This window comes from Shewanella atlantica (assembly GCF_003966265.1).
GTDB lineage: Bacteria > Pseudomonadota > Gammaproteobacteria > Enterobacterales > Shewanellaceae > Shewanella > Shewanella atlantica.
The window spans coordinates 897,907-921,685 of the sequence record NZ_RXNV01000001.1 but is presented as its reverse complement, the minus strand read 5'-3'; the positions used below and the strand labels follow the sequence as shown (position 1 = coordinate 921,685).

The following is a 23,779-nucleotide window of genomic DNA, read 5'->3' as shown; positions in this document are numbered from 1 at the left end:
AGTCTTAATCGCGGCTAGCGACCAGTGTATGTGACTTCTGTCGGTAGCTGGGGCCTTTTATGACATGCTGCAAATAAGCTGGTTTCATCTAAAATTTAATTATGAAGACGAGTCCGGCTAAAATTTGTGTGCTTTATGATGGTGCCTGTCCCCGCTGTATTAAAGACCGGGATAGCTATCTACGTCTGGCAAGAGGCCAGGCCGAAGGGGTGAGCTGGTTCGATATCACAGGCGAGGATGAGCAACTAAAGCGTTGGGGGATAGACCCCCATAAGGCGTTGACTGAGTTGCATCTGATTATTGGCGCGGATGAGAGCATGGGGAAGCCGAAGGAGAGCTGGGGAACGGGTGGCACAGAGCCTGACTCAGGTTTAGCCTTACCGGACCAGCCAAGAGTATTATCCGAGCTGGATGCATATATCGTACTGATGCAAAAAGTGCCCGTGTTGAAACCCTTGGCCTGGCTTATGGGGCTCAGTCTGATACGTCCTGTGTTGTCTTCCTGGTACCATAAGTCCGTGCACAAACGGCTTAAGCGTGAAGGACGTTTATGAGAACGACTAGAGCTGCAACTCATAGGGCTTATTGTTCTTGATGCCCAGCGGGAAACCTAGGTAAACAAAAAAGGTGAAGCGTTTGTGCTTCACCTTTTTATTAAATTAAACTGATTGTCTGCTTAGAGCCTGGTTTTACCGAATAACGGTGCCGGACTCTGCAATCGTTTAGTCGCCTTGCTCAACACCCGCTCGGTTGATCAGGAACTGAGTTAACAAAGGTACCGGACGTCCGGTAGAGCCTTTATTGGCACCACTGTTCCATGCCGTACCAGCGACATCGATATGTGCCCAGTTGTACTTCTTAGTGAAGCGAGACAGGAAGCAAGCCGCCGTGATAGAACCTGCGGGACGACCGCCAAGGTTGGTCATATCGGCAAACGGGCTCTCTAAATGCTCCTGGTACTCATCCCACAATGGCATGCGCCATGCGCGGTCACCGCTTTGCTCACCGGCATTTAACAGCTCGTGTGCAAGTGGGTTATGTCCTGAGAACAGACCCGATGCGTGCTTACCCAGAGCAATGACACAAGCACCGGTTAAGGTTGCGGTATCGACCACTAATTCTGGATCGAAACGCTCAACATAAGTTAAGACGTCACATAAGACTAAGCGACCTTCGGCATCTGTGTTTAGCACTTCGACAGTCTGGCCTGACATAGTAGTGAGGATATCACCGGGGCGGTATGCGTTGCTCGATGGCATGTTTTCACAGCCGGCAAGAATACCCACAACATTAATCGGCAACTTCATCTCACACAGGGCTTTCATCGCACCGATAACGCCGGCAGCGCCACCCATGTCATATTTCATTTCGTCCATGCCTTCGCCTGGCTTAAGTGAAATACCACCCGAGTCGAAGGTTAAACCTTTACCTACCAAGACGATCGGCTTCTCGGTATTGTCGATGGCACCCTTGTACTCCATAACAGTCATAACAGATTCGTTATCACTGCCACGGCCAACTGCCAGGTAAGAGTTCATACCTAGTTTTGCCATCTGCTCTTCGCCAACCGTGGTTACGGTAAGCTCTTCACTGGTTTCGCCTATTTGACGAGCCTGAGAAGCGAGGTAAGCCGGGTTACAGATGTTTGGTGGCATGTTGGCCACATCGCGGCACAGACGCATACCGGCAGAAACAGCCATTCCATGTTCGATAGCACGTTCGCCAACGGTCAGTTCACGACGTGTCGGTACATTAAATACCAGTTTACGCAGCGGACGGCGAGTCTCACCTTTGGTACTTTTAAGGGCATCGAAGCTGTAGAGACTGTTTTGAGTCGTTTCTACTGCCTCACGCACCTTCCAATAAGTGTCACGGCCTTTTACATGCAACTCTGTCAGAAAACAAACGGCTTCCATCGAGCCGGTTTCGTTCAGAGTCTTGATAGTTTTAGTGATGATCTGCTTGTATTGGCGCTCATCCAACTCTCGCTCTTTTCCGCAGCCAACAAGTAATACTCGCTCACTTAGTACGTTTGGTACATGATGCAAAAGTAGCATCTGCCCAGGCTTTCCTTCCAGATCACCACGACGAAGTAAATTACTGATATAGCCGTCACTTATTTTATCAAGCTGCTCAGCAATACCAGACAGACGTCGAGGTTCATACACGCCAACCACAATACAGGCCGAACGTTGTTTTTCTGGACTACCGCTCTTAACGCTAAACTCCATGAGCTCTCCTAGATTCTTAAAGACAAATTTTAATATTTATTAGATAATGTCTGCTTGCGCCCAAAACGGGCCTAAAATTGGTACACCAAAGTCTGTTTTTTAGGTGTTTTTTCGCCATTTTTAGTTCATGGCTGGTCACAAAACTACCAAAAGTAGACAGTCTACATGAAAGTTTGACTGACACCAGCATAATTATAAGTTTAGAGACCGGATCCAGCCTGTGATTGTATTTAGATATTTGATTAGAGAAGTTTTTAAGGCACAAATAGCGGTGCTTTTCGTGCTTCTGGCTATTTTTATTAGCCAACACTTTGTTCGAGTGCTCGCAAATGCTTCAGATGGCGAATTTCCAGCCTCTCTCGTCATGACCCTGTTGGGACTCAATCTTCCCTACCTTGCAGTCTTAGTCCTGCCTTTGAGCTTATTTTTAGGAATATTAATGGCTCATGGGCGAATGTACGCCGAAAGTGAGATGGTGGTACTTCACGGTGTGGGCGTTAGTGAATGGTACATTACCCGAGTCACTCTCTTGCTGGCCGTGATCAATATGCTCTTCACCGGTTACCTGTCCGTTTTTGTGACGCCTTGGGCCGAAGAGAAACAGAATCAGGTGCTGGAATCGGCTCAGTCTGAAGCCGGACTTGCAGCAATTACCCAAGGTCGATTCCAGACCAGCCCTAATGGCAGAGCCGTATTGTTCGTCGAGCGAATAGACAGAGATAATCAACTCGATAAGGTCTTCGTTGCTCAACTTCCCGATCCTGAAGATGAATCGGGACAGAGTAATATCGTGATGGCTAAAGGGGGCAGTGTTGTCGAAGACAGCTCAGGTGGACAACGCTTACAACTTAATGATGGTGTGCAGTACCAGGGCACGCCTAAGAAGGTCGATTTTCAGGTAGTTGAGTTCGGTGGCTACCAGATGCAGATTAAGGAGCAAGAAGTTGACGAGCGTCGACGTAAGCTCTCAGCACTGCCGATTAAAGATCTGATGGCCATAGATGGCCCTGAGGCGACGGCCGAGTTTCATTGGCGATTAGCTATACCACTGGCTATCCCCTTAATGACACTGATTGCAGTACCTATGGCGCGAGTTAATGTTCGCCAGGGCAAATTTGCCAAGATGTTCCCGGCAATCTTACTCTACCTTGGGTATTTCGGGTTAATGATAGCCGGTCGAAAAGCCTTAGAGGATGGCGTGGTGCCAGCATATCTCGGTATGTGGTGGATACATGCCTCGGCCCTGTTCCTGGGGATATTGCTCTTGGGCAAGGAGCGGCCATCGGGAGCGAAAATATCGGGCATGTTTAAGCGTAAGAAGGTGGCAGCGTGAGGATTTTAGATCTCTATATTGCCAGAACCATAGTCAGCACCTCAGCCCTGTGTTTGCTTATTCTTACCGGGCTTTCGGGCATCATTAAATGGGTGGACCAGCTACGTGTGGTCGGGCGCGGGAGCTACACCATGCTCGATGCCGGTATTTATGTATTGTTCCTTATTCCCAGAGATCTGGAGATGTTTTTCCCTCTGGGAGTGCTGCTGGGTGCCTTGATTGGCATGGGAATGCTGGCATCCAACTCTGAGTTGGTCGTGATGCAATCTTCGGGTTTATCTCGTTGGCAAATTACCTTGTCGGCGATGAAGACCGCAGTACCTCTGATGCTGTTAATTATGGCGTTGGGTGAGTGGGGAGCTCCGGTTGCTGAGCAAAAAGCCAACGAGTTGCAGGCAACGAAGATTTCCGGCGGCAGCCTGATTAAATCCAGTCGTGGGATCTGGGCGAAAGATGGCGACCTGTTTGTAAATATCGGCGAAGTCGAAGATATCAATAATCTAAATAACATCACCTTGTATGAGTTCGATGAGACGCTCTCTTTAGTGCGTACTATTCATGCCGAACATGGTGTCTACTCTAAAGACCATTGGCGCTTAGTTGACGTGAGGCAGACCGATCTTACCGAAGATAAGGTGACACTCACCGACCTAACCCTCTACCGTTGGGAGTCGACCCTGACTCCGGATAAATTGAGTGTGGTTTCGGTTAAGCCTGAAGCGCTCTCTATCCAAGGGCTGATGGACTATCTGGATTACCTCAAGGTTAATAATCAGGATTCTGCCCGTTACGAATTGGCACTGTGGCGTAAAATGCTGCAGCCGGTAACCGTCGCGGTGATGATGTTAGTTGCCCTCTCTTTCGTCTTCGGTCCACTGAGAACCGTGACCATGGGAGCCCGGGTGCTGTTAGGGGTTATCGCGGGATTCAGCTTCTATATCAGTAGTGAGATATTTGGCCCGCTAACCTTAGTCTACGGTCTGCCTGCATTTATCGGTGCCGGAATGCCCGCGGTGATATTCAGTGCCGGAGCCGTCTACTTTATTAGGAAATAGGATACGAGTTACTTACTTCCTGGGACGCTCATTGCATGAGCTAATAGGCGCCAGCAAAGCTTTATTCTACGTTTAAGCTCGTTAACGCCGTATCGGAAGCGCTAAAACTCGCCTTTTAGGAGTGTTTTTGGCAGCCTACTTCTGTGTTGAATGAGTTCAAAAGGGATCACCATTCCCTCACTCTTTCGCCTTGAATTATGCAGCCAAAAATAACTCTGAGTTGACCACTTTCTTATACCGATTGGTATTTAATCTAAGACGACACTCACTTCGTGAGTTAATTGACACCAGCGTTGCATGCCTCCTGGAAAGAGGCATAGCTGAATGTTTTTCGAGTTGTTTTCCTAGGAGATTCTAGCAGCTTGTCTTTATCCAATAGAGCGCAGCTCGTCGAATAGGCGTAGCCGTCCACGAAGTGATAGGCCGAAGACCGTCTTATCTGCTTTGTTTTTAACTCGAAAGTTTTTAACTCGGAACTCGAAACTTTCTTAGCCTTGTCTTGAGCTCGCAGCTGCTATTAAACCCCGTGCCAGTTACGCATCTGGTTGGCTTCCTTCGACAGTACCACCACTTCTGAGCGCGTCATCATATCCTGAAGGGCGAGCTTATCGCCGTTGATTAAGATCCACAGATTACCTATACCAAGTAGTGACCATACCAACCTGGCAGCGGCGGTGATAACGCTCAGACTCTGGCCGTTAGGATGCTGGACCTTAAGTCTCCAGGCGCGCATGCCTAAGGTTTGGCCACCATAACTCCAAAAGGCGATGTAGAACAAACCCACGCACAGTGCTATCCAGAATTGATAGATGCCTTTATATAGAGGTGTACCATTAAGTAGGTCTGAAACATGTTCAAAGTTTCCCATTTCAATCAGACCTGCCGAGGTGAGGGCGGTAAACACCCCAAAGCCTATGGCTCCGGCTATCATGTAAACGGCGACGGCGAGCAGGAGATCGTAGACGATGGTGCCGAAACGACGGAAGAAACTCGCACGGGGAAAATTAGCGTGTTCGCTATTGGGCATTGAGCTTTCTTTCATTGTACTCTCTTAACTTCAATTGAGATCTTGGGTTGTTAATCCAGTTATTAAAATGACAGATATAAATGGCTATCTAATATAATGGACTAGAACTATGGGCTAGAAGGTCGATCTATGACTTTTCTTTAGGATCGTCTTTAATGTAGTAGATATCGCTAAATCCCATTTTGGCAAACTCGTTATCCCTGAAGTCTCTCATTGCAGACTTTCCTTTAGAGGTCATCATCACCTGCTGTTCCATCATATGATAGTTGGTGAGATCTATCCCTTCCGCTGCAGCGACAGCCTCATGGATATTATTGAATTTGTCATAGGCGAAGTTGATCTCTTTCGCTTGTTTCTTAAATTTGTAGGTGATTCTACGAGCCATAATATATTCTCTAAATAAATTGTTTAATACTAGTTCTCTGATATGAGTATTTCTAATACTAGTTCTCTAATATGAGTTCTTTAATTGAGTGTTCAAAATGAACTCTCTGATGTGTGTATTGTATCGATTAAGGGTGAGATTAACCTTAACAGCTAAATTTTAAGTTCGGGTTTAAGAGCTTAGCGGCAATACCATATAGCAGGCATCCGGGGTGTAGCTCTCTAGGCTCTTCGCTATCGGATGAGCGATAAAGCCCTGCTTGCGCCAGTAACTGTCTGCACCTTGTACCGCCACCAGTGATATACAGGGGAGGGCAAGGGCTCTGGCATGTTCGACTAAGGCACTGAAGGCCAGATTTCCGGCTCCTTTTCCCTGAGCCTTCGATGACAGGGCTATGTCATGCAGATACAGGGTATCCGATGTCTGTGCCGCGACCAGAGTTTGCTCCAGGGAAGGCGGAGAGCCAGCAACCCAGGGGTGTGCCAGGCAATATCCGACGACCCGCTTATCCGACTCTATAACGAAGCAAGTTTTAGGCGAAACCAGCCACTTACTCTGCAATACTTCGAGCGATTCCGGTTCAATTTGCGGGTAGCACTCCTCCTGGATGAGTAAGATCTCGTTCCAATCCGTAGAGGTTATACTTCGAAGATGCATCTTGTTTCCAAAATCGCCAGCTGTTGTGATGGCGCTATAATACGTTATTTCATCGGCCTTTGCTTTCTTTCAGATACCTTATTTCAGGTAGCATATTTCAGCTACTCTACTTTAAATATCTTTGCTCCAGGTGTCGCTTGAAATATTCCGGATTCAGCGTTTCGCCAGTGGCCTGTTTTACCAGCTCATCTGTGCTTAGCAGGCTTCCCCTTGACCAAATTTTCTGTTCCAGCCACTCAAATATTCGAGCGATATTGCCCTGTTCGACCAGAGTATCCACCGGACCTAAGCTCGCCTCCATGGCAAAGCGAAACTGAGCCGCATACATGGCTCCCAGGGTGTAACTCGGGAAGTACCCAAGCTCGCCCACTGCCCAGTGAATATCCTGCATACAGCCATCTTTAAAGTTGCCTAGGGTGTTAATGCCTAATAGCGAGTTCATCTGTCCGGACCAGAATTCAGGCAGATCGGCGACGCTGAGACTGCCGTCGATTAAGCCCTTCTCGGCTTCGAATCTGAGCAGGATATGACATGGGTAGGTGATCTCATCGGCATCGACCCTGATCAGACCCGGATTCACCCGGGTGTAAATATTGGTCAGTTGCTCTGTCGAGAGCTGGCTACCCAGGTGGTTGGCTATTTTAGGTTGTAAGCGGGAGAGGAATCCGTTGCCACGACCCAGCTGCATTTCACAAAACAGGCTCTGGCTCTCATGGATAGCCATCGAACGAGCATGTCCTGCTGGCTGTCCTCGCCAGTTAACCGGCAGACCCTGCTCATATCTGGCATGACCCGTTTCATGGATTACGCCCATTAGGGCGCTGGTGAAATCGGACTCATCGTAGCGGGTCGTCAGGCGAACATCACCGGGTACCCCGCCACAAAACGGATGGCTACTCACATCTAGTCGACCCTGATTAAAGTCAAACCCGAGAAAGTCCATCACCTCGCGTCCCAATGCTTCCTGAGCCTGACTTGAGCTGGATTCGATATTAAATCTGTGCTCCTTGGCTTGCTCATGTTGAACTCGCTGAATCAGCGAGGGTAACCAACTTTTAAGGTGACCAAAGACCGACTCGAGACGATCTGTTGTCATTCCCGGTTCAAACTTATTCAACAGGGCATCGTAGGGTGATAAGCCTTGTGCCTCAGCGCGGATATTCGCTTCCTCTTTTACCAGGTCCATCAAGGCTTCAAGGTTAGGTCTGAACCCCTGCCAGTCGTTGTTCTTGCGCTGATCCCGCCAGGCATGTTCGCATCGGTACGCGAGTTCTGTCTTAGCCTGAACCAGTGACGCTGGGATCACATTGGCCTGAAAGAACTGATAATTCATCTCTTTCAGGTTCGCGGTTTGCTCCTTATTAAGGGATTCATCCCGGGCAAGTTGCAGTGTATCAGCCAGAAATGGGGCCGTTTTTAGCTCGTGAATATGTTTGGCTAACTCAGCCATCGCGGCGCCCCGGGCGGTGCTTCCGCCGACCGGCATCATAGTCGCCTGATCCCAGTCACCCAGAGCACTGAGGTGCTCGAAATGAGAGATTGTCTGAAAATGTTTTGTGAGCTTGTCGTAATGGGGGCTTGGGTTGGGCTGGGTCATATCAACTCAATTATGGGGTCATTTGCAGGTTATGGTACTGACTTTTAATGTAACAGCCAACTTGAATGGGCACATCCCTTATCGGCGAGAATTTGGATTTCTATATCTTATGTATTTTGCTATAGTCAAGAAACGAATTTAAGGCTGAATGTTAATTTTATGCTTTATTTTCAGTGGAATGGATTTTTGTAATGTGCATGGAGGCTGGTATAGTGGAATTCTTGTTTGCTCAGGCTAATTTACCTTTTTTAATCTCACTCTCTCTCGTTTTCTTATTAGGCCTGCTAGAAGGCTTTTCCTTAATCTTAGGTTTAGGTCTGCTCGGGGGGCTGGATGATTGGCTTTCCGTCGATGTTGACCCTGAGGTAAGTGGCTTCACCGGCGTTGCCGGTTGGTTGTGCCTGAATCGACTCCCCCTCCTTATCTGGTTTGTCCTTGTTTTGGTGAGTTTTGCGCTGGCCGGTTACACAAGTAACTTTCTCGCTATGGTATTTACCGATCAGGTTTTACATCAGGCCATCAGTTTACCCATAGCTCTGATTTTGACCCTCTTTTCCTGTCGCTACTTGGGGGCTGGCCTCGCCAGAATATTACCGAAAAATGAAACCAGCGCAATATCGATAGACAGTTTGTCAGGCTGCGTCGGCACAGTGACCTTAGGGTGTGCGGTCAAGGGCAATCCGAGCGAAGCCTTAGTGAAAGATCAACATCTACAGAAACACTACGTCTTAGTCGAACCTGATATGCCGGGGCATGAGTTTCCTAAAGGTACTCAGGTAGTACTGCTCAGGCGGGAAGGAAGTGTCTGGACAGCTTCAACATTCGATTCTTTAAGCTCGCAGGTCTGAATACCAAGGTTTAAAGAGAAACCAATCATTTTTGATGACAAATAAATAAACGTAATTTTTTAAGGAGGAAGAATGGATCAGATACAGGGGATAGGATCGACGTTAGGTGGTAGTTTCGTATTTGTCGTAGCCGGTAGTGTGTTACTGGGGATGTTAGTTATCGGGCTTATCTTCGCCAAACTATATCGACGCGCCTCAAAAGAGACGGCGTTTGTCAGAACTGGTTTCGGTGGTGAGAAGATAGTCAAAGATGGCGGGGCTATTGTGTTGCCAGTGCTGCATGAAACTATCGCAGTTAACATGAACACGTTACGTATCGAAGTCGAGAAGATGCAGAAAGATGCACTTATCACCAAGGACAGGATGCGTGTTGATGTCAGGGCCGATTTTTACCTGAGAGTCGCTCCCAGTGCCGATGGGATCTCGATGGCGGCGCAGACCTTGGGGTCACGCACCACACGTGTCGAAGAAGTGAAGAAGTTGATGGAGTCGAAGTTTGTCGATGTACTGCGCGCCGTTGCCGCCGAGATGACCATGACTGAGATGCATGAGCAAAGGGCCGATTTTGTGCAGCGGGTACAGAATAATGTTGCTAACGATCTGGAAAAAAATGGCTTGGAGCTGGAGTCTGTTTCACTGACAGGCTTCGATCAGACAGATCTACAGTTTTTCAATGAAAATAACGCATTCGATGCCGAAGGTCGTGCCCGACTTGCGAAAATTATTGAAGAGAAGCGCAAAGAAACCAATGATATCGAGCAAGACAACCGCATAAAAATTGAGATGCGAAACCTGGATGCTGAGAAAGAGTCCTTAGCTATCGAGCAGGCCGAACAGGAAGCGCGATTGATTCAGCAACAAGCGTTGGACTTTAAGCGTGCGGAGCAAAAAGCGGAGATCTTAAAGCAGCAGGAACAGAAAACCCGAGAGGAGCGTGAAGCTGAGATTGCTAAAGAACGCGCTATCGAGTCTGCGGAGATCGAAAAGACTAAAGATATCGAGACCCGCGAAATTGAGAAGCGTAAAGCTATCGAGCAGTCACGCATTCAGCAACAAAGAGATATTGAGGTCGCCGAACAAGATAAGCAGATCGCCGTCGCTCAAAAATCTGAGGAGGAATCTGCTGCTCGCGCTAAGGCGGCAGAAGCCGAGAAGTTGAAAGTTGAGAAAGAGGAAGCGGTTATCACAACTCGTCAAGTCGCTGAGGCTAACCGTAGCAAGGAGATCGAAGTGATCGACGCCCGTAAAGAAGCCGAGCGTGAGGCCGTTGGGATCACCGTTCAGGCTGAAGCTGAGAAGCGTGCGGCCGAAGATAAGTCCAGTGCCATTCTTATCGAAGCTAAAGCCGCGGCGGATGCTAAAATGTTGCAGGCGGAAGCCGATGAGAAGGTCTATGCCGTCGAGGCTACGGGTAAGCAAGCCTTACATGAAGCCGAAAACGTGTTGAGTGATGAACAGATTGAACTGCAGAAGTCATTAGCCGTGTTAGACGCTTTGCCCGAAGTGGTTAAGCAGTCGGTTAAACCTCTTGAGAATATCGAAGGGATCAAGATATTGCAGGGATACGGCGCAGCAGCTACCTCGGGTTATCCTGATGGTGCTTTGGTTCAAGCGGGTCAGGTGGGGATAGCCGAACAAGTGACCAGTGCGGCGCTCAATTATCGGGCTAATGCGCCGGTTGTCGATGCCATGTTGCGTGAGTTGGGCTTGGTCGATGCTGACAAGGGGGGATTAAACGATCTGCTAACCGGTCACCATCCGCTGGCATCGGATCTGATATCTGTACCAGATACCCCTAAGAGCAAGCTTAATGGTGGGGGACAGGAAGAACAGCAGGAGCAAGGCCTGAATTGATACAGACTCAAATAGAAAAAGCGCCTCAGGCGCTTTTTTTATGGATGAAGATATCTCAGGTAGCTGCACTGCTTAATCAAGAAGCAGGGCCAGTGCTGGTTGCTCATTATTCGGAAAAACCCGATAGGCCTTATGGTGTTTGATTAAGCTGGCCTTCTTATCTCCCTGACTGAGAAGAAGCTGATGTTTGGCGGCCACTCTGGCTAGCTCCTGCTCATTAGCCCTTACAAACATAGTGATAGGCTTAATGACATTTTTGTCCTTGATATGGCTCTCATACTGCTCGTGGGATATAACCAGACTATTTTCCCCTTCACTGTCGAGCTTTAACTTAGTGGTGACCTCTTCATCGAGGATCACGATCCAGTCATTTTCCTCTAATTCACTTAGGAATAGTTCGAGAGACTGTCCAAGCTGCCGGTTGCTCATGGCTGCGCGATACTGATCATCGATACGTTCCAGCAGAGAGGGAAGTTGTGCGCCTGCACCTAAACTTCTGCCATCCCGGATCCATTGAGTTAAGTCTTTGGCTATCAACTTGGAAAACTGTCTCACTTTCAAGGCGCTCGCCATCCAGCTGCAGAGAAAGTGACTCTCGGCTGCGGCAGTTTTTATGACGTTCGCTTTTGATGCGCGTTCTTCAAGGGCGGCCAGGCCTGCTTGAGCAAATTCAACGATGGCCTGATTATAGCTAGTCATTATTTGTTCTCGGTATCATTAAGAAAAAATCACCGTCAAGCGGTGATTTTCAGATAAAAAGGTGTCACCAATGAAAGCAAGGTTATCTGATCTTCTTGACCTTGCCAGGCGCCTTGTTCGATGAGTTTTTAACTTTAACTCTACGGCTGCCCAGATTCTTCTCTGCGATCATCTGTGCGCCGGTGTTATCTTCTCTTTGTTGTTTCTTGGCAAAGCTGCGGCGTTTTTGAAGTTGCTTGATGAGCAGTTCACGGCTACCGACTTCATAACCCGGGATGGTGATACGGTTGATTTTTCTTCCGATCAGCTTTTCGATATCGTGCAGGGTACGCTCTTCCTCACGGCTTACTAATGAGATCGCAACGCCTGACTTTCCGGCACGTCCTGTACGGCCGATGCGGTGAACGTAATCTTCTGCAAGGAAAGGTAGGTCGTAGTTAACCACATACTCAAGATTTTGGATATCCAGGCCGCGAGCGGCAACTTCGGTGGCCACCAAGGCGCGGACTTTACCCTCTTTAAATTCACGCAGAGCTCGGCGGCGGTTACCCTGAGCCTTCTCGCCATGTACAACTGCCGATGTGATACCGTCGAGATTTAACTCTTTTACCAGCTTATCTGCAGCATCGCGTGTCGCGGTAAAGACCAGAACTTGTTGCCAGTTTTTCTTGCCGATAAGTTCAGACAGTAGCTCACGCTTACGGCGCTGCTCGACCGGGTAGACCACTTGACTCACTGTGTCGGCGGTGCTGTTTTGGCTATCGACACTGATAAGTTTTGGCTTGACCAACATATCGTTGGCAAGGTTTTTCACTGCGCTTGAGAAAGTGGCAGAGAAGAGTAAGTTTTGACGGTTCTTATTTACCGCCTGAAGTATCTTCTGGATATCAGAGACAAAGCCCATATCCAGCATACGGTCCGCTTCGTCTAATACCATAAAGTCGACATTCGACAGGTTTAAGTTACAGGCCTGAAGGTGCTCGAGTAAACGGCCTGGAGTGGCGACTATGATGTCTGCACCACGTTTGAGCTTCTGTGCCTGACTCTCCAGCTTTACACCACCATAGATGGTTAATACAGAAACCTCCATGTACTTGCTGTAATCATTGATATTGTCGGCTATTTGGCTGGCCAGTTCACGGGTCGGTGTCAGGATCAGGGCGCGGGTATTCGATCTCTGAGTCTCAGCCGGGTTGTCGTACATCTTCTGCAGGATAGGCAGTGCGAAGGCGGCGGTTTTACCTGTGCCCGTTTGCGCACTGGCTAATACATCCATGCCTCTGCGGATCGCAGGTATGGCTTCTTGTTGAACTGGCGTCATTTTCTGATAACCACATTCTGAGATAGCACGTAAAATCTCGGGAGCAAAACTAAAAGATTCAAATCTCATCTTGGGTTTCCTGTATTAACCAATTCAAATGCCCTGCGAACATGCAGGCCAGTGTTACCATAAACAATAGCCGTCAAAAAATGACGGCGGCGGAATATAGCAAATTTGCGTCGATTTTAACAGCAAATACTATCAGGTATATCCTGGTATTGTTTAATTCTGCTCTTATTAACCTAAGAACCTCGCGATATGGTTGTTTATAGGTGCAAGTTGTTTGACAGTTTTGGTTCGTAGTCTAGGCTTTATAACTCTTACAGCTTGGATTGCATGGAGGCAATATGACACAGTTATTGTGTTTTCAAACGGAAGCGCCTGATTTTCTCGATGGCTTTTACTCTAGCTCACTTCCTTTTTTCCCTCAGTTGAGGGTGTGTTATGACAATTAATGTCTTGATCATCGACGATTCCCTTAGCTCTTGCCGTGTGTTGAGTAAACACTTTATGCAGTTAAACGTGGATCGCATCGAGTACTGTAGCGATGGCCAGACGGCGTTACGGACATTGACCAAATATAAAGGTGATTATCAGGTGATCGTGGTCGATCTTCATATGCCTAAAATGGATGGCATAGAGCTGTTAATCAGGCTGAGTAAGATTGGTTTCAAGGGCGGGGTTATCATAGCGTCGGGCATGGAAAGCCGGATAATCGAAGCCGCCTCTCAGGTTGTCGTGAACTCCAGATTAAGGCTGTTAGGTGCCCTGATGAAGCCCGTCTGCGCCTCCCAGCTTAAAATATGTATCGAGCGCTTGTATATGATGGATGTTCAGCTGGTGCCTAATAAGCCGATGATGGAGGTGAAGGAGTTGCAGGAAGCGATTAACTGCGACAAGGTTATTCCCTATTATCAGGCTCAGATGGATGTTAAAACCGGTGAGATAAAGGGCTTCGAGGTGTTATGCCGCATTCAACAGGGAGACCAATTACAACTGATCTCACCGAGCCGCTTTATCGATCTGGCCGAAGAAAATAACTTGCTCAATACCTTAACCGATAAACTCATCACCAGGGCTATGGATGAGTGGAGAGAGATAAGCCGGGTGAGTGCCTGTTTGGGTAGCAGTATCTCGATAAACCTCACCCCCAACCAGTTAGCACAGCGAAGCTGGCCCAACCGCTTGATGCGCTACTGTGAAGACAAACAGCTCGAACCTTCAAAGGTGACCATAGAGATCACAGAGAATCAGGTGCTTGATAAGCAGAGTCAGCACTCGAGTATCAGTCGACTCCGGTTGCATAACTTTGGTGTTGCTATCGATGATTTCGGCACTGGTTATACCAACCTGTCTCAGTTGTGTAAGTTGCCGATCAGTGAGGTCAAACTCGATATGAGTCTGGTCAAGGGGATCCACTTAGATCCGCTGGCACAAACCATTTTGAAATCTCTGCAGGATATCAGTCAGGGATTGGGAGTGGATCTGGTCGCCGAGGGCGTCGAAGATATACGAGATCTCAATTATCTGGAGAAGATCGATGATCTGCGCCTGCAAGGATACTTAATCTGTCGTCCAAAACCTTTTAGCGAGATCATGCGTTGGTTGAAGGCGCACGAAAAGGTGGGTTGCGGGCTGGTTTAGCTATACGGGAATATCTTGATTGGTTTTGATGTATGTTTCTTAGCCTTGCTTACGAGATGTCGAACTGCAAAAAGCGACAGGACGAAGGGCGTCGTCACTGCCCATCGTCTTGCTTTTACTTTGGTAGCTTCTGCTACCAGACTGCTTTCTGTTAAGAAATAGCCTTTGTTACGAAATAGCTTTCTGCTATTAAATCGCTTTAGTTGCGTTTGTCAGCCAGGCTAGCTCTTCACCCTTCATTAATGGCGATAGGGTATCGAATACCAAGCTATGATAGTCATTAAACCAATTGATCTCTGCATCATTCAACAATGCTTTATCTATGAGTCGGGAATCCATGGGGATCATAGTGAGTGCCTCGAACTCGAATATTTCACGTTCGGCGTTAGCGAGTGCTTCACAGGGACGTACCGTCACTAAGTTCTCGAGGCGTATGCCGAATTCATCGGCGCGATAGTAGCCGGGCTCATTAGAGATAACCATGCCGGGAAGCAGGGCGACATCATTGCTGTTTTTTGCCACACGCTGTGGCCCTTCATGGACACTCAGGAAGTGACCGACTCCGTGTCCGGTGCCATGGTCGTAGTCGAAGCCATGTTGCCAAAGGTATTGTCTGGCGAAAGCATCGAGTTGCTGCCCGGTGGTGCCCCTTGGAAAGCGCGCCTGATCTAAGGCGATATGACCCTTAAGGACTAAGGTGACCATCTTCTTCTGCTCATCACTCACCTGACCTATGGCTAATGTGCGGGTGACATCGGTCGTGCCATCGAGGTATTGAGCGCCGGAATCGACCAGATAGATACTGTTGTTGGTCATGGTCGCAGGGGTGCCATTATTGTGGTTGTAGTGACACATGGCGGCGTTACCGCCCACCGCAGATATAGTGTCGAAACTCGGCTCACGATAGAGCTCGTCTTCTAGACGGAAGGTTTCTAACTTATCCGACAGGACGCCCTCATCATAGAAATTGCCGGCCAAGACCTCCTTATCTAACCAGGCCAGAAAGCGACTGACCGCGACGCCATCGCGAATATGGCATGCTCGGATCCCGGCAAGTTCTGACTCATTTTTCTGTGCCTTGGGCAGTGAAACCGGATCGAAGCCGGCAATTAATTTAGCGCCTGCCTGCTCGGCTGTCAGCTGTGACCAGGCGTTCGCGGAGTTAGGGTCTGCCAGGAGTTTGGTTCCCGTTAACTCATTGAGGGCTGATTTAAGCATCGCTTCGTCGCAGAAGGTGACGCCTTGTCCTACATGCTCATTGATGCCAGCGGGTAATTTTTTAATGTCAGTGAACAGAACCATGTCACCATTGGCATGGAGTAGCGCCGTGCCTAATACGATGGGCAGGCAGGGAACATCGCTGCCTCGAATGTTCAGCAGCCAGCAGAAGGAGTCGAGCGAAGTGATGAGCGCGGTATCTGCGCCGGCTTTGGCTACGGCAAGGCCTATCTCCTTACGCTTCTGCAAGCTGGTCTTACCCGCGCTCTTATCGTCAAAGAGCACGACGGGTGATGTTGAGGCTGCAGGTCTGTTTTGCCAATGAAGATCGATAGGATTTTCATCGACAGAGATTAAGCTTATCTGCGCCTTTGCCAATTTGTTTTCAGCACTCTTTTGCCAGCTAAGAGGATGGAGACGAGAGTCGTAACCTACACGGGCATCGCGCTTTAAGGTTTCTGTCAGCCACTCAATTTGTGGTGTGTCTGTCAGGCTAAGATACTCAAATAGTGTGCCATCGACCTGTTGCTTAACCTGGACTGTATATCGACCATCGACAAAAATAACCGCGCTCTCTTTAAGTACGATAACCATACCCGCAGAGCCGGTGAAATTACTGATCCAGAGCATGCGCTCGTTGCGCTCGGGAACATACTCTCCCAGGTATTCGTCTGCACGGGGAATGATAAACGCATCGAGATTGGCTTTGGTCATTTCGATGCGAACGGCGTCCAGACGAGCGGCAATAGTTTGTGTCATACATACTCCGGTTATCACTGACCATTTATTCAGGAATGCATTGTCAGTGTTTATTGTAATGGTTATTGTCGAGAGCGATAAATGTGCCCGATTATCGCAGCTCAATGGAGGAGAGGGAAGCTGAACAGGGGACGAGCTGTAAACTTTGAAGCATTTAACTTGTTACATTCCTGTGCAGATCGCTTAGATTAACGTAATAGAAAAAGCATCCATCGCTTAGCTAAGGTCATCTACCTCATAGCTAAGGTGTGCATCATTTTTTACTTCAGGAGTTAATTAATGCCATTTAATGTTTGGGTGCTGACACTGGCACAAGCGTTTGCTATGAGCGCCGCGCCTATGATGATGTTATTGGGCGGGATCATCGGAGTCGAGCTGGCACCTAGCCCGGCCTTAGCCACTTTGCCTATCACTTCCATGGTGTTGGGGGTCGCGATATCCATATTACCTGTGACTCAACTGATGAAGCGTTTCGGGCGTAAAAAAGTATTTATCGGTGGTTCGCTCTTGGCTGCAATGGCAGGCCTCATTGGGGCCTATGGGATAGGCGAGCGTGACTTTATTATCTTCTGTATCAGCGGCGCGTTGCTTGGCACCGCCGGAGCTATCGTGCAGCAGTATCGTTTCGCTGCCATGGAAGCGGTAGCCCCCGCTTTAGCTGCCAAGGCGGCATCGCGAGTCCTGCTCGGCGGTTTGGTCGCTGCTTTCCTCGGGCCGGAGCTGGCGCTGCTTGGTAGTGAGTTGGTGACCACACCCTATGTGGGCGCATTTCTGTTTCTCACCTTAGTTTGCCTGCTGGCGGCAGTTACACTGATGTTTTACCGTGAGTCCGCCACCTTAAACCCCATACATACACAAGAGGTTAACGCCGCTCCAAGGTCGTTGAAGGTCATTTTGAGTCACACTCAAATCTGGGTTGCGATTGCCGGTGCCATCATAGGTTTTGCCATGATGAGCTTCGTGATGACCGCCACTCCTCTGCATATGCATCATATCGAACATCACTCTCTGGCCGACACTAAATGGGTGATTCAGAGCCATATTATTGCCATGTACCTTCCCTCTCTGTTCACCGGGTTGCTGGTGGCAAGATGGGGCGTATCTAAAATGATGTTGCTGGGTTTAATGGCCTATCTGGTGACCATAGTTATTGCCTTGATGGGCAACGAGCTTCTTAACTATTGGTTGGCATTAGTCTTGTTAGGTTTGGGGTGGAACTTGTTGTTCGTTGGAGGAACCGTGCTTCTACCCCGTTGTTATGCTCACGGAGAAGAATTTAAGGTACAGGCGTTGAATGACAGTTTAGTCTTTGGTTCTCAAGCGCTCGCCTCATTGAGTGCCGGATGGGTCATTCATCAATTGGGCTGGGAGTTATTACTGATTATCTGTCTTCCATTTATTGCCTTCCAGCTTTTGTTGATGACTTGGTGGAAATTTAGTCAAAGCAATCGCTTGGAAGCAGATGTTAGCAAATAAGACCCTCTTTCCAATGTGAATTCATGTTAGAATTTTTGTTTCAATTTAGTGTGCTTTTCTCTTTAAAATATGAAGAGAGCTGTGGAGCAGTTAATGCAAACAATAACGGTCGATATCGGTGGTACCACAGCATTATTTGAGATGCATCTTGATGGTCGAGTCGAGCAGTATAAAATTGCAACGGGCGAAGGGTTTAATGTTGAGAGTCTGAACAGGCAGCTAAGGGAGCTTGAGTCAGATTATGGGTTTAGCGAGTATGGGCTGGCGATTGCCCTACCCGGACTGGTTCAAGATAACCGCTTGCTTTCGAGTAAATCTCTGCCGAGCCTGAATGGCTTATCTCAGCTCGATCTTAAGAGTCGGGCTAAACAGATATTAATCTCTAATGATATCGATGCCGGAATGCAGGCGATATGTGACCCTAAACATCAATGTGAGCTGCTAATCATGAGTGGCAGTGGCATAGGGATGTCAATTGCCATGAATGGTAAGCCTTTTACCGGGGCATCCGGGGTGGCGGGTGAGTTGGGGCATTGCCGGGTGATGACTGAATCAGGTGAGTTTAGCCTCGAGCAACTGGCCAGTGGCGGTTCGGTTAGGACGCGCGGAATTAAATCACCCAAAGAGCTGTTTCGCGCCGGAAGTTATCTGGGGATGGGAATTGCCTGGTCCGTGAACCTGCTTAATCCTAATCGCATATGGCTTGCCGGTAGCATGATGAATAGCGACGACTATTACAAAGGTTGTATCAGCGCACTCAATGATATGTCACTCACCGCGCCCTTATCTCATGCAAAGGTATCCCGTGTTCATGATATGGAAACTTTAGTGTGCCGAGGCCTGAATAAGCTACTTTCACAAACCAGGGATTGATCTTTTCTACCTATCATCGACTCCTAATATCGGGAGTCGATATCAATAATATTCCACATTTCTAGCTAAGACGTTAAGCCTTTCTCTTTATTGGCTACCGAGCACCAATATCCGGTACAGCAGAATTAACCAATGACTCATTTACTCCCTATCTGGCCTAAAATTACCCATCCTCTATCCGTTTGAATATTTTTCTACTGATACTTTGTATATTTTATGCTAGAAAGTAGTTCTGATTTCATGAGCGGCTCCATAAGCGGATCCGCTCTTGAGTAAAATAGGTGTGAGCCTGGAGCCGCCCGGGGCTTTCCAGGTACAAAAATGAAAGGGTAATCAAATGACCTTAGGTGTAGGCGGTTCAACCGTCGAACAAGAGTTGGCGAAACTGACCGATATGACACAAGGCACTCAGCCTATCAGTCATGGCGAATATCAAGCTCGTATTAAGAAGGCTCAGGAGCTGATGAAGTCTCAAGGCATTGAGGCTATCTATGTCAATGCCGGTACCAACTTATACTATTTTACCGGCACACGTTGGTACGCGAGTGAGCGTATGGTCGGCGCCATTATCCCGGCCAGCGGTGCGGTTGAGTATATCGCCCCGGCGTTTGAGGTCGATACACTCGAAGGCTTCATGGTTATCGAGGGTAAGGTTAACACCTGGCAAGAGGATGAAAGTCCTTATGAGTTATTTGGCTCTGTCTTGAACAAGATGGGGATCACGGCGGGTAACGTCGGTATCGATGAATCGGCTGCATTTTTTATCTTTGACGGCGTACGTCAGGCGAACTCGAATTTCGAATACGTTAATGCTAAAAGCGTTACCGCGACCTGCCGTATGATCAAATCAGACACCGAACTGAGCCTGCTTCAGCGTGCGAAAGATATGACGCTGGAGGTGCATAAGGCGGCGGCGCGTATTTTATGTGAGGGGATCACGGTTGCAGAAGTTGAGACCTTTATTAATGAGGCCCATAAGGCGGTAGGCATACCTGCGGGCTCCTATTTCTGTATCGTTCTGTTCGGTGAAGACAGCGCGTACCCTCATGGTGTGAAGTCTCCTAAAGCTCTGGAGCTGAATGACACGGTTCTTATCGATACCGGGTGTCAGCTACAGGGTTATAACTCGGATATTACCCGTACCTTTGTGTTCGGTACGCCGAGTGCTCGTCAGCGTCAGCTTTGGCAGTATGAGCAAGATGCGCAGATCGCCGGATTCGAAGCCGCCAGAATAGGTGCCCCTTGTTCTAGTGTCGATAAGGCCGCGAGGGATGTGCTTGTAGCGGCGGGGTTTGGCCCCGATTATAATGTGCCGGGTCTGCCGCATCGTACCGGTCATGGCATTGGCCTGGATATTCATGAATGGCCCTATCTTGTGCGAGGCGATGAGACGCCGCTGGCTGCCGGTATGTGTTTCAGCAATGAGCCTATGCTCTGTGTCCCGGGTGAGTTTGGTGTGCGTCATGAAGATCACTTCTATATGACTGAGCAAGGCCCTGTGTGGTTCACCAAGCCGGCACACTCTATCGATGACCCATTCGGGTATGAAGCTTAAGGTATAAAAAAGCCCCGGGCAGTTATCTGTCAGGGGCTTTATTCATTCAGCTGCGAATTAATCTATGCTGATTAACTCGACATCGAAGATAAGTACCGAGCCGCCGGTAATTTTACCTGTACTGCGGTTTCCGTAGGCCAGCTCGCTCGGAATGAAGAAGCGGGTTTTCTCACCTATAACCATTAACTGAACGCCCTCGGTCCACCCCTTAATGACTCGGTTAAGCGGGAAGGCAATGGGCTCGCCTCGCTCTACTGAACTGTCAAAGATGGTGCCATCGATCAAGGTGCCATGGTAATGCACAGTTACTGTATCGGTCGCTTTTGGATGGTTGCTGCCATCTCCTTTCGCTAATACCTGATACTGAAGTCCTGAATCGGTTGTAGTCACTCCCTCTTTGAGCTTGTTCTCATTGAGGAAAGCATTACCTATCTTGATATTTTCCTGTGCGACTTTTTGATTATTCATCGAGGTGAAGTAGTAAAAAATAACCCCGGCGATGACGACAATAGCGAGTAGAATTTTCATTATAATTTTCGGTTAGTCAGATTTCAGTCAACATCATAACCAATCCATTGTGAGAGGTAAATTGGCACTTAGCTGCGATTAATAATTAAGGCTGTTTGGAGAATAAATCTTACTCTTATATTAAATCGATTATAGTTTAATGAGTTAACACTCGGTTTAACCATAAACTATCAGGGAAGCTGTTATGTCCTTTTAGGCATTTCTTTTATGCTCTCAAATATCATAGGGTATTGAGTTTATTTATAAGCGCCTGTCCGCCGGGTGAAACTATCCACATTAATATTGAGATGTTTATCGCTATCATTAGCCAGAGGGTGATTCGAAAACTCACCTTCTGAGATTTATGCCTCAGCCATCTCTGAGCCAGCAGCGCTCCGGGCCAACCACCAATAAGCGCCATCAGCTGAAGTGTGCTCTCTTTGGTGCGCCAGTTTCCCTTGCGTGCTGCGGACTTATCCAGGCCATAAGCGATAAAGGTGAAGCCGCTGACGATAAGGTAGAAGGGGGCTATCTGATAGGGCAACATTTTTTGAAACAGGCCGATGCCGACAAGCATCGAGAAAGCTAAAATAAGTAGCAAGCCAAGAGAGCCTCTGTGTCTTGGTGGCTTGGAAAATTTTGTGCTCATCTCTTCATCGGCTCTCTTTGTTATCTGTATTCGTTAGTGTCGCCACTCATCTGCGCTGTGATTATATCAAGATTAGAAGAGGTATTGTGGGTCTGGTTATTGTGAAATAGAGCTTCCAAGTGTGATGATAAAGTTTGCCCCACCTATCGGTGCATCTTCTACTGTGATGCTGCCATCATGCTTATGGACAATCGACTGCACTATCGCGAGGCCTAATCCATAGCCACCGGAGTCACGGGAGCGACTGGGATCGAGACGGGTAAACGGCTCAAATATCTGCTTCTTCTTGCCGGGGGCGAGCCCGGATCCATCATCCTGAATGCTGATGGTTAATGCGTTATTGTGGTTTTCTACCGAGATCAAGCATCTGGAGTAAGCGAAGCGCCCCGCATTTCTTAAAATGTTCGACAGGGCTATCACCATCAATTTAATGTCGCATCTTAACTGACTCTGAGTCTCATCATCGATGTTAAATTGGATGTTAGGATAGAAATGTTGCACTTTCTCAACCGAGCGTTCGATAAGTTCTCGGGTAGCTATTGAACTCAACTCCAGCTCCGCGCCATCGTGTTGAAGGCGAGAGTAACGCAACACCTGTTTAACCAGTTCATCGAGCTCCTTAATCGAGCGCTCGAGCTGCCCCTTAAGCTGTGAGCGCTTATCATCATCGGCCTCTTCGAGCAGCTCTATGGCGAACTCCATACGAGCCAGAGGACTCCTGAACTCATGAGCGACCCCGTGGAGAAGATCTCTCTGTGTGATGAGTAATTGATCGAGCGCGGTCGATTTTTGCCGATTCGTGTCCGACATCAGCTCTGCCTGGGCCTGCAGTGAGGAGATACTTAGTTGCGTGGCAGAAGATTTATCTCCGATAGATAGCGAGTCACTGAGGCGCTTGAGCGCTTTTCGATCCTGATAATCTAACAGGGTAAAGGTTGCGATTGCGGTGAGTAGGGCAAATAACCAGGTGAATATTTCTGCCGCATAGGCCAAGGTCACGTCATCGAACGGGCCGACGGTTAACGCGTACTCTCGGGATATCGGGTAGTAGATGAGTCCCATATCGGGGTCGATGATACCGTTAACACCTATCTCTGAGTCAAGCTGTTCCAGGATATCCTGAGTGAAGTTGTCCTGATCGCGTTTATCGAGATAGACGGGGGTGTTTAACTCATCGGAGAGCCGCGCTGCCTGTTGTTGCCATAGATTTGGCTTGGAGTTTTCAATGCGGTCTTTGATTTGAGTTTGGTACTCAAGCAGGTTGTCATTGAAGGTACTCATGGCGAGTCTGTCTATGGTGTCATAGAAGATAGCCTGACTCAGCAAGGCTGCAATACTGAAGCTGATTGATAACGCCAGCGCCGCACGAATCGGTTTAGTCATTATCATCTCGCAAGCAGGTATCCTTTGTTTCTGACCGTCTGGATAATATTCCCCGATTCGGCATGTTGGTTTAATTTATTTCTTAGCCTGGATATGCGCAGGTCTATCGAGCGCTCAATACCATCATATTCAAAATTGAAGATGGTTTTATGTAGTGCGTCCCGGCTGACTATCTCACCGCAGTGTATGGCTAATTGCAACAGCACATCGTACTCGGCGCCGGTGAGTTCGATTGGCTGGTGGTCGATGCTGACCGTTCTGTTTGCCGGATTGAGCACGAAGCATTGATTGCCAAATTGTATGCTTTCCAGCTCCTGACGTTTCTTGTGCTTCTCAAGGTGTCTGAGTTGCGCCCTGATATGAGCGAGTAACACTCTGGGTTTAACGGGTTTTGCCAGATAGTCATCGGCGCCGACCTCGAGGCCGGTGACCTCATCGATATCATCATCGAGTGCCGTCAACATGATTATCGAACCGTGGAACTCCTCTCTGACCTGTTTGCATATGGTGAGCCCATCGACGTGGGGGAGCATAAGATCGAGAATGACTATGTGTGGCTCCTGACTGAGGATCTCCTTCGCGGCGTTGAGACCATCGTTAAGCACACTGACCCGGTAATCGTTTTGGATCAGATAGTCACGGATAAGCTCACATAACTCGATATCATCATCGATAAGTAGCACGGATAATTTATCTTTCATTAATCTC

21 protein-coding genes are annotated in these 23,779 nt (G+C 48.3%); 9 read left to right on the top strand and 12 right to left on the bottom strand.

Annotation, left to right across the window (positions count from 1 at the left end):
• Window positions 1-101: 101 nt before the first annotated feature.
• Window positions 102-554 (top strand): DCC1-like thiol-disulfide oxidoreductase family protein, encoded by a 453-nt coding sequence (locus tag EKG39_RS03980; protein ID WP_126504409.1) that lies wholly within the window; start codon window positions 102-104, stop codon window positions 552-554.
• 168 nt (window positions 555-722) lie between these two features.
• On the opposite strand, the gene pepA is transcribed toward EKG39_RS03980, so the two are convergent.
• Window positions 723-2,231, bottom strand: a complete 1,509-nt coding sequence (pepA, locus tag EKG39_RS03975; protein WP_126504407.1) for a leucyl aminopeptidase — start codon at window positions 2,229-2,231, stop codon at window positions 723-725.
• A gap of 220 nt (window positions 2,232-2,451) precedes the next feature.
• On the opposite strand from pepA, the gene lptF reads away from it, so the two are divergent.
• On the top strand, window positions 2,452-3,564 hold the full coding sequence (gene lptF, locus EKG39_RS03970; RefSeq protein WP_126504405.1) for an LPS export ABC transporter permease LptF: 1,113 nt from the start codon (window positions 2,452-2,454) through the stop codon (window positions 3,562-3,564).
• A complete protein-coding gene (gene lptG, locus EKG39_RS03965) occupies window positions 3,561-4,619 on the top strand; it encodes an LPS export ABC transporter permease LptG (RefSeq protein ID WP_126504403.1) in 1,059 nt (352 codons plus the stop codon). The genes lptF and lptG overlap by 4 nt, the downstream gene beginning before the upstream one ends.
• A 517-nt stretch (window positions 4,620-5,136) precedes the next feature.
• Here lptG and EKG39_RS03960 read toward each other — a convergent pair.
• The 4 genes from EKG39_RS03960 to EKG39_RS03945 all read right to left on the bottom strand — a co-directional run bounded on the left by EKG39_RS03960 (window position 5,137) and on the right by EKG39_RS03945 (window position 8,285).
• Window positions 5,137-5,646 (bottom strand): RDD family protein, encoded by a 510-nt coding sequence (locus EKG39_RS03960; protein ID WP_126504716.1) that lies wholly within the window; start codon window positions 5,644-5,646, stop codon window positions 5,137-5,139.
• 127 nt (window positions 5,647-5,773) lie between these two features.
• Window positions 5,774-6,031, bottom strand: coding sequence for a DUF2960 domain-containing protein (locus EKG39_RS03955; protein ID WP_126504401.1), 258 nt, complete (start codon window positions 6,029-6,031; stop codon window positions 5,774-5,776).
• Between the two features lie 171 nt (window positions 6,032-6,202).
• The gene (locus EKG39_RS03950; RefSeq protein WP_126504399.1) at window positions 6,203-6,688 is read right to left on the bottom strand and encodes a GNAT family N-acetyltransferase; all 486 of its coding nucleotides are present in this window, start codon (window positions 6,686-6,688) and stop codon (window positions 6,203-6,205) included.
• Window positions 6,689-6,794: 106 nt separating this feature from the next.
• Entirely contained in the window at window positions 6,795-8,285 is a 1,491-nt protein-coding gene (locus EKG39_RS03945) for a carboxypeptidase M32 (protein WP_126504397.1), read from the bottom strand.
• 209 nt (window positions 8,286-8,494) lie between these two features.
• Here EKG39_RS03945 and EKG39_RS03940 point away from each other — a divergent pair, with 209 nt between their 5' ends.
• Both EKG39_RS03940 and EKG39_RS03935 read left to right on the top strand, forming a co-directional pair.
• Window positions 8,495-9,133: an OB-fold-containig protein gene (locus tag EKG39_RS03940; protein ID WP_126504715.1), complete on the top strand. Its 639-nt coding sequence runs from the start codon at window positions 8,495-8,497 to the stop codon at window positions 9,131-9,133.
• A gap of 72 nt (window positions 9,134-9,205) precedes the next feature.
• Window positions 9,206-10,987, top strand: coding sequence for a flotillin family protein (locus EKG39_RS03935; RefSeq protein WP_126504395.1), 1,782 nt, complete (start codon window positions 9,206-9,208; stop codon window positions 10,985-10,987).
• Between the two features lie 72 nt (window positions 10,988-11,059).
• Here EKG39_RS03935 and EKG39_RS03930 read toward each other — a convergent pair whose 3' ends face one another.
• Window positions 11,060-11,686, bottom strand: a complete 627-nt coding sequence (locus tag EKG39_RS03930; RefSeq protein ID WP_126504393.1) for a DUF2913 family protein — start codon at window positions 11,684-11,686, stop codon at window positions 11,060-11,062.
• An 82-nt stretch (window positions 11,687-11,768) separates the two neighbouring features.
• The gene (locus EKG39_RS03925; RefSeq protein ID WP_126504391.1) at window positions 11,769-13,076 is read right to left on the bottom strand and encodes a DEAD/DEAH box helicase; all 1,308 of its coding nucleotides are present in this window, start codon (window positions 13,074-13,076) and stop codon (window positions 11,769-11,771) included.
• 375 nt (window positions 13,077-13,451) lie between these two features.
• Between EKG39_RS03925 and EKG39_RS03920 the strand changes: the two genes are divergently transcribed.
• Window positions 13,452-14,651 carry an EAL domain-containing response regulator gene (locus tag EKG39_RS03920; protein ID WP_126504389.1) on the top strand — a complete coding sequence of 400 codons (1,200 nt, stop codon included), beginning with the start codon at window positions 13,452-13,454 and terminating at the stop codon, window positions 14,649-14,651.
• Between the two features lie 189 nt (window positions 14,652-14,840).
• On the opposite strand, the gene EKG39_RS03915 is transcribed toward EKG39_RS03920, so the two are convergent.
• Window positions 14,841-16,628: an aminopeptidase P family protein gene (locus EKG39_RS03915; RefSeq protein ID WP_126504387.1), complete on the bottom strand. Its 1,788-nt coding sequence runs from the start codon at window positions 16,626-16,628 to the stop codon at window positions 14,841-14,843.
• A 279-nt stretch (window positions 16,629-16,907) separates the two neighbouring features.
• Here EKG39_RS03915 and EKG39_RS03910 point away from each other — a divergent pair, with 279 nt between their 5' ends.
• The 3 genes from EKG39_RS03910 to EKG39_RS03900 all read left to right on the top strand — a co-directional run bounded on the left by EKG39_RS03910 (window position 16,908) and on the right by EKG39_RS03900 (window position 20,532).
• Window positions 16,908-18,104, top strand: a complete 1,197-nt coding sequence (locus EKG39_RS03910; RefSeq protein WP_126504385.1) for an MFS transporter — start codon at window positions 16,908-16,910, stop codon at window positions 18,102-18,104.
• A 93-nt stretch (window positions 18,105-18,197) separates the two neighbouring features.
• Window positions 18,198-18,977, top strand: coding sequence for an ROK family protein (locus EKG39_RS03905; protein WP_126504383.1), 780 nt, complete (start codon window positions 18,198-18,200; stop codon window positions 18,975-18,977).
• A 337-nt stretch (window positions 18,978-19,314) separates the two neighbouring features.
• Window positions 19,315-20,532 (top strand): M24 family metallopeptidase, encoded by a 1,218-nt coding sequence (locus tag EKG39_RS03900; RefSeq protein ID WP_126504381.1) that lies wholly within the window; start codon window positions 19,315-19,317, stop codon window positions 20,530-20,532.
• Between the two features lie 57 nt (window positions 20,533-20,589).
• Here EKG39_RS03900 and bamJ read toward each other — a convergent pair whose 3' ends face one another.
• The 4 genes from bamJ to EKG39_RS03880 form a co-directional block, all read right to left on the bottom strand.
• Window positions 20,590-21,060, bottom strand: a complete 471-nt coding sequence (gene bamJ / locus EKG39_RS03895) for a BamJ family beta-barrel-assembly machinery protein (RefSeq protein WP_126504379.1) — start codon at window positions 21,058-21,060, stop codon at window positions 20,590-20,592.
• Between the two features lie 220 nt (window positions 21,061-21,280).
• Window positions 21,281-21,688 carry a DUF1294 domain-containing protein gene (locus EKG39_RS03890; protein ID WP_246028401.1) on the bottom strand — a complete coding sequence of 136 codons (408 nt, stop codon included), beginning with the start codon at window positions 21,686-21,688 and terminating at the stop codon, window positions 21,281-21,283.
• 96 nt (window positions 21,689-21,784) lie between these two features.
• Window positions 21,785-23,071, bottom strand: a complete 1,287-nt coding sequence (locus tag EKG39_RS03885) for a sensor histidine kinase (RefSeq protein ID WP_185817512.1) — start codon at window positions 23,069-23,071, stop codon at window positions 21,785-21,787.
• 2 nt (window positions 23,072-23,073) lie between these two features.
• Window positions 23,074-23,772: a response regulator gene (locus EKG39_RS03880; RefSeq protein WP_126504375.1), complete on the bottom strand. Its 699-nt coding sequence runs from the start codon at window positions 23,770-23,772 to the stop codon at window positions 23,074-23,076.
• Window positions 23,773-23,779: the final 7 nt, after the last annotated feature.

What these genes read in the sequence shown, in the direction of transcription:
- EKG39_RS03890 (WP_246028401.1), bottom strand. Translation starts at nt 21,688, where the DNA reads ATGAGCACAAAATTTTCCAAGCCACCAAGACACAGAGGCTCTCTTGGC.
- EKG39_RS03925 (WP_126504391.1), bottom strand. Translation starts at nt 13,076, where the DNA reads ATGAGATTTGAATCTTTTAGTTTTGCTCCCGAGATTTTACGTGCTATC.
- EKG39_RS03920 (WP_126504389.1), top strand. Translation starts at nt 13,452, where the DNA reads ATGACAATTAATGTCTTGATCATCGACGATTCCCTTAGCTCTTGCCGT.
- bamJ (WP_126504379.1), bottom strand. Translation starts at nt 21,060, where the DNA reads ATGAAAATTCTACTCGCTATTGTCGTCATCGCCGGGGTTATTTTTTAC.
- EKG39_RS03915 (WP_126504387.1), bottom strand. Translation starts at nt 16,628, where the DNA reads ATGACACAAACTATTGCCGCTCGTCTGGACGCCGTTCGCATCGAAATG.
- EKG39_RS03930 (WP_126504393.1), bottom strand. Translation starts at nt 11,686, where the DNA reads ATGACTAGCTATAATCAGGCCATCGTTGAATTTGCTCAAGCAGGCCTG.
- EKG39_RS03960 (WP_126504716.1), bottom strand. Translation starts at nt 5,646, where the DNA reads ATGCCCAATAGCGAACACGCTAATTTTCCCCGTGCGAGTTTCTTCCGT.
- EKG39_RS03945 (WP_126504397.1), bottom strand. Translation starts at nt 8,285, where the DNA reads ATGACCCAGCCCAACCCAAGCCCCCATTACGACAAGCTCACAAAACAT.
- EKG39_RS03885 (WP_185817512.1), bottom strand. Translation starts at nt 23,071, where the DNA reads ATGACTAAACCGATTCGTGCGGCGCTGGCGTTATCAATCAGCTTCAGT.
- pepA (WP_126504407.1), bottom strand. Translation starts at nt 2,231, where the DNA reads ATGGAGTTTAGCGTTAAGAGCGGTAGTCCAGAAAAACAACGTTCGGCC.
- EKG39_RS03910 (WP_126504385.1), top strand. Translation starts at nt 16,908, where the DNA reads ATGCCATTTAATGTTTGGGTGCTGACACTGGCACAAGCGTTTGCTATG.
- EKG39_RS03950 (WP_126504399.1), bottom strand. Translation starts at nt 6,688, where the DNA reads ATGCATCTTCGAAGTATAACCTCTACGGATTGGAACGAGATCTTACTC.
- EKG39_RS03980 (WP_126504409.1), top strand. Translation starts at nt 102, where the DNA reads ATGAAGACGAGTCCGGCTAAAATTTGTGTGCTTTATGATGGTGCCTGT.
- EKG39_RS03935 (WP_126504395.1), top strand. Translation starts at nt 9,206, where the DNA reads ATGGATCAGATACAGGGGATAGGATCGACGTTAGGTGGTAGTTTCGTA.
- EKG39_RS03880 (WP_126504375.1), bottom strand. Translation starts at nt 23,772, where the DNA reads ATGAAAGATAAATTATCCGTGCTACTTATCGATGATGATATCGAGTTA.
- EKG39_RS03900 (WP_126504381.1), top strand. Translation starts at nt 19,315, where the DNA reads ATGACCTTAGGTGTAGGCGGTTCAACCGTCGAACAAGAGTTGGCGAAA.
- EKG39_RS03905 (WP_126504383.1), top strand. Translation starts at nt 18,198, where the DNA reads ATGCAAACAATAACGGTCGATATCGGTGGTACCACAGCATTATTTGAG.
- EKG39_RS03955 (WP_126504401.1), bottom strand. Translation starts at nt 6,031, where the DNA reads ATGGCTCGTAGAATCACCTACAAATTTAAGAAACAAGCGAAAGAGATC.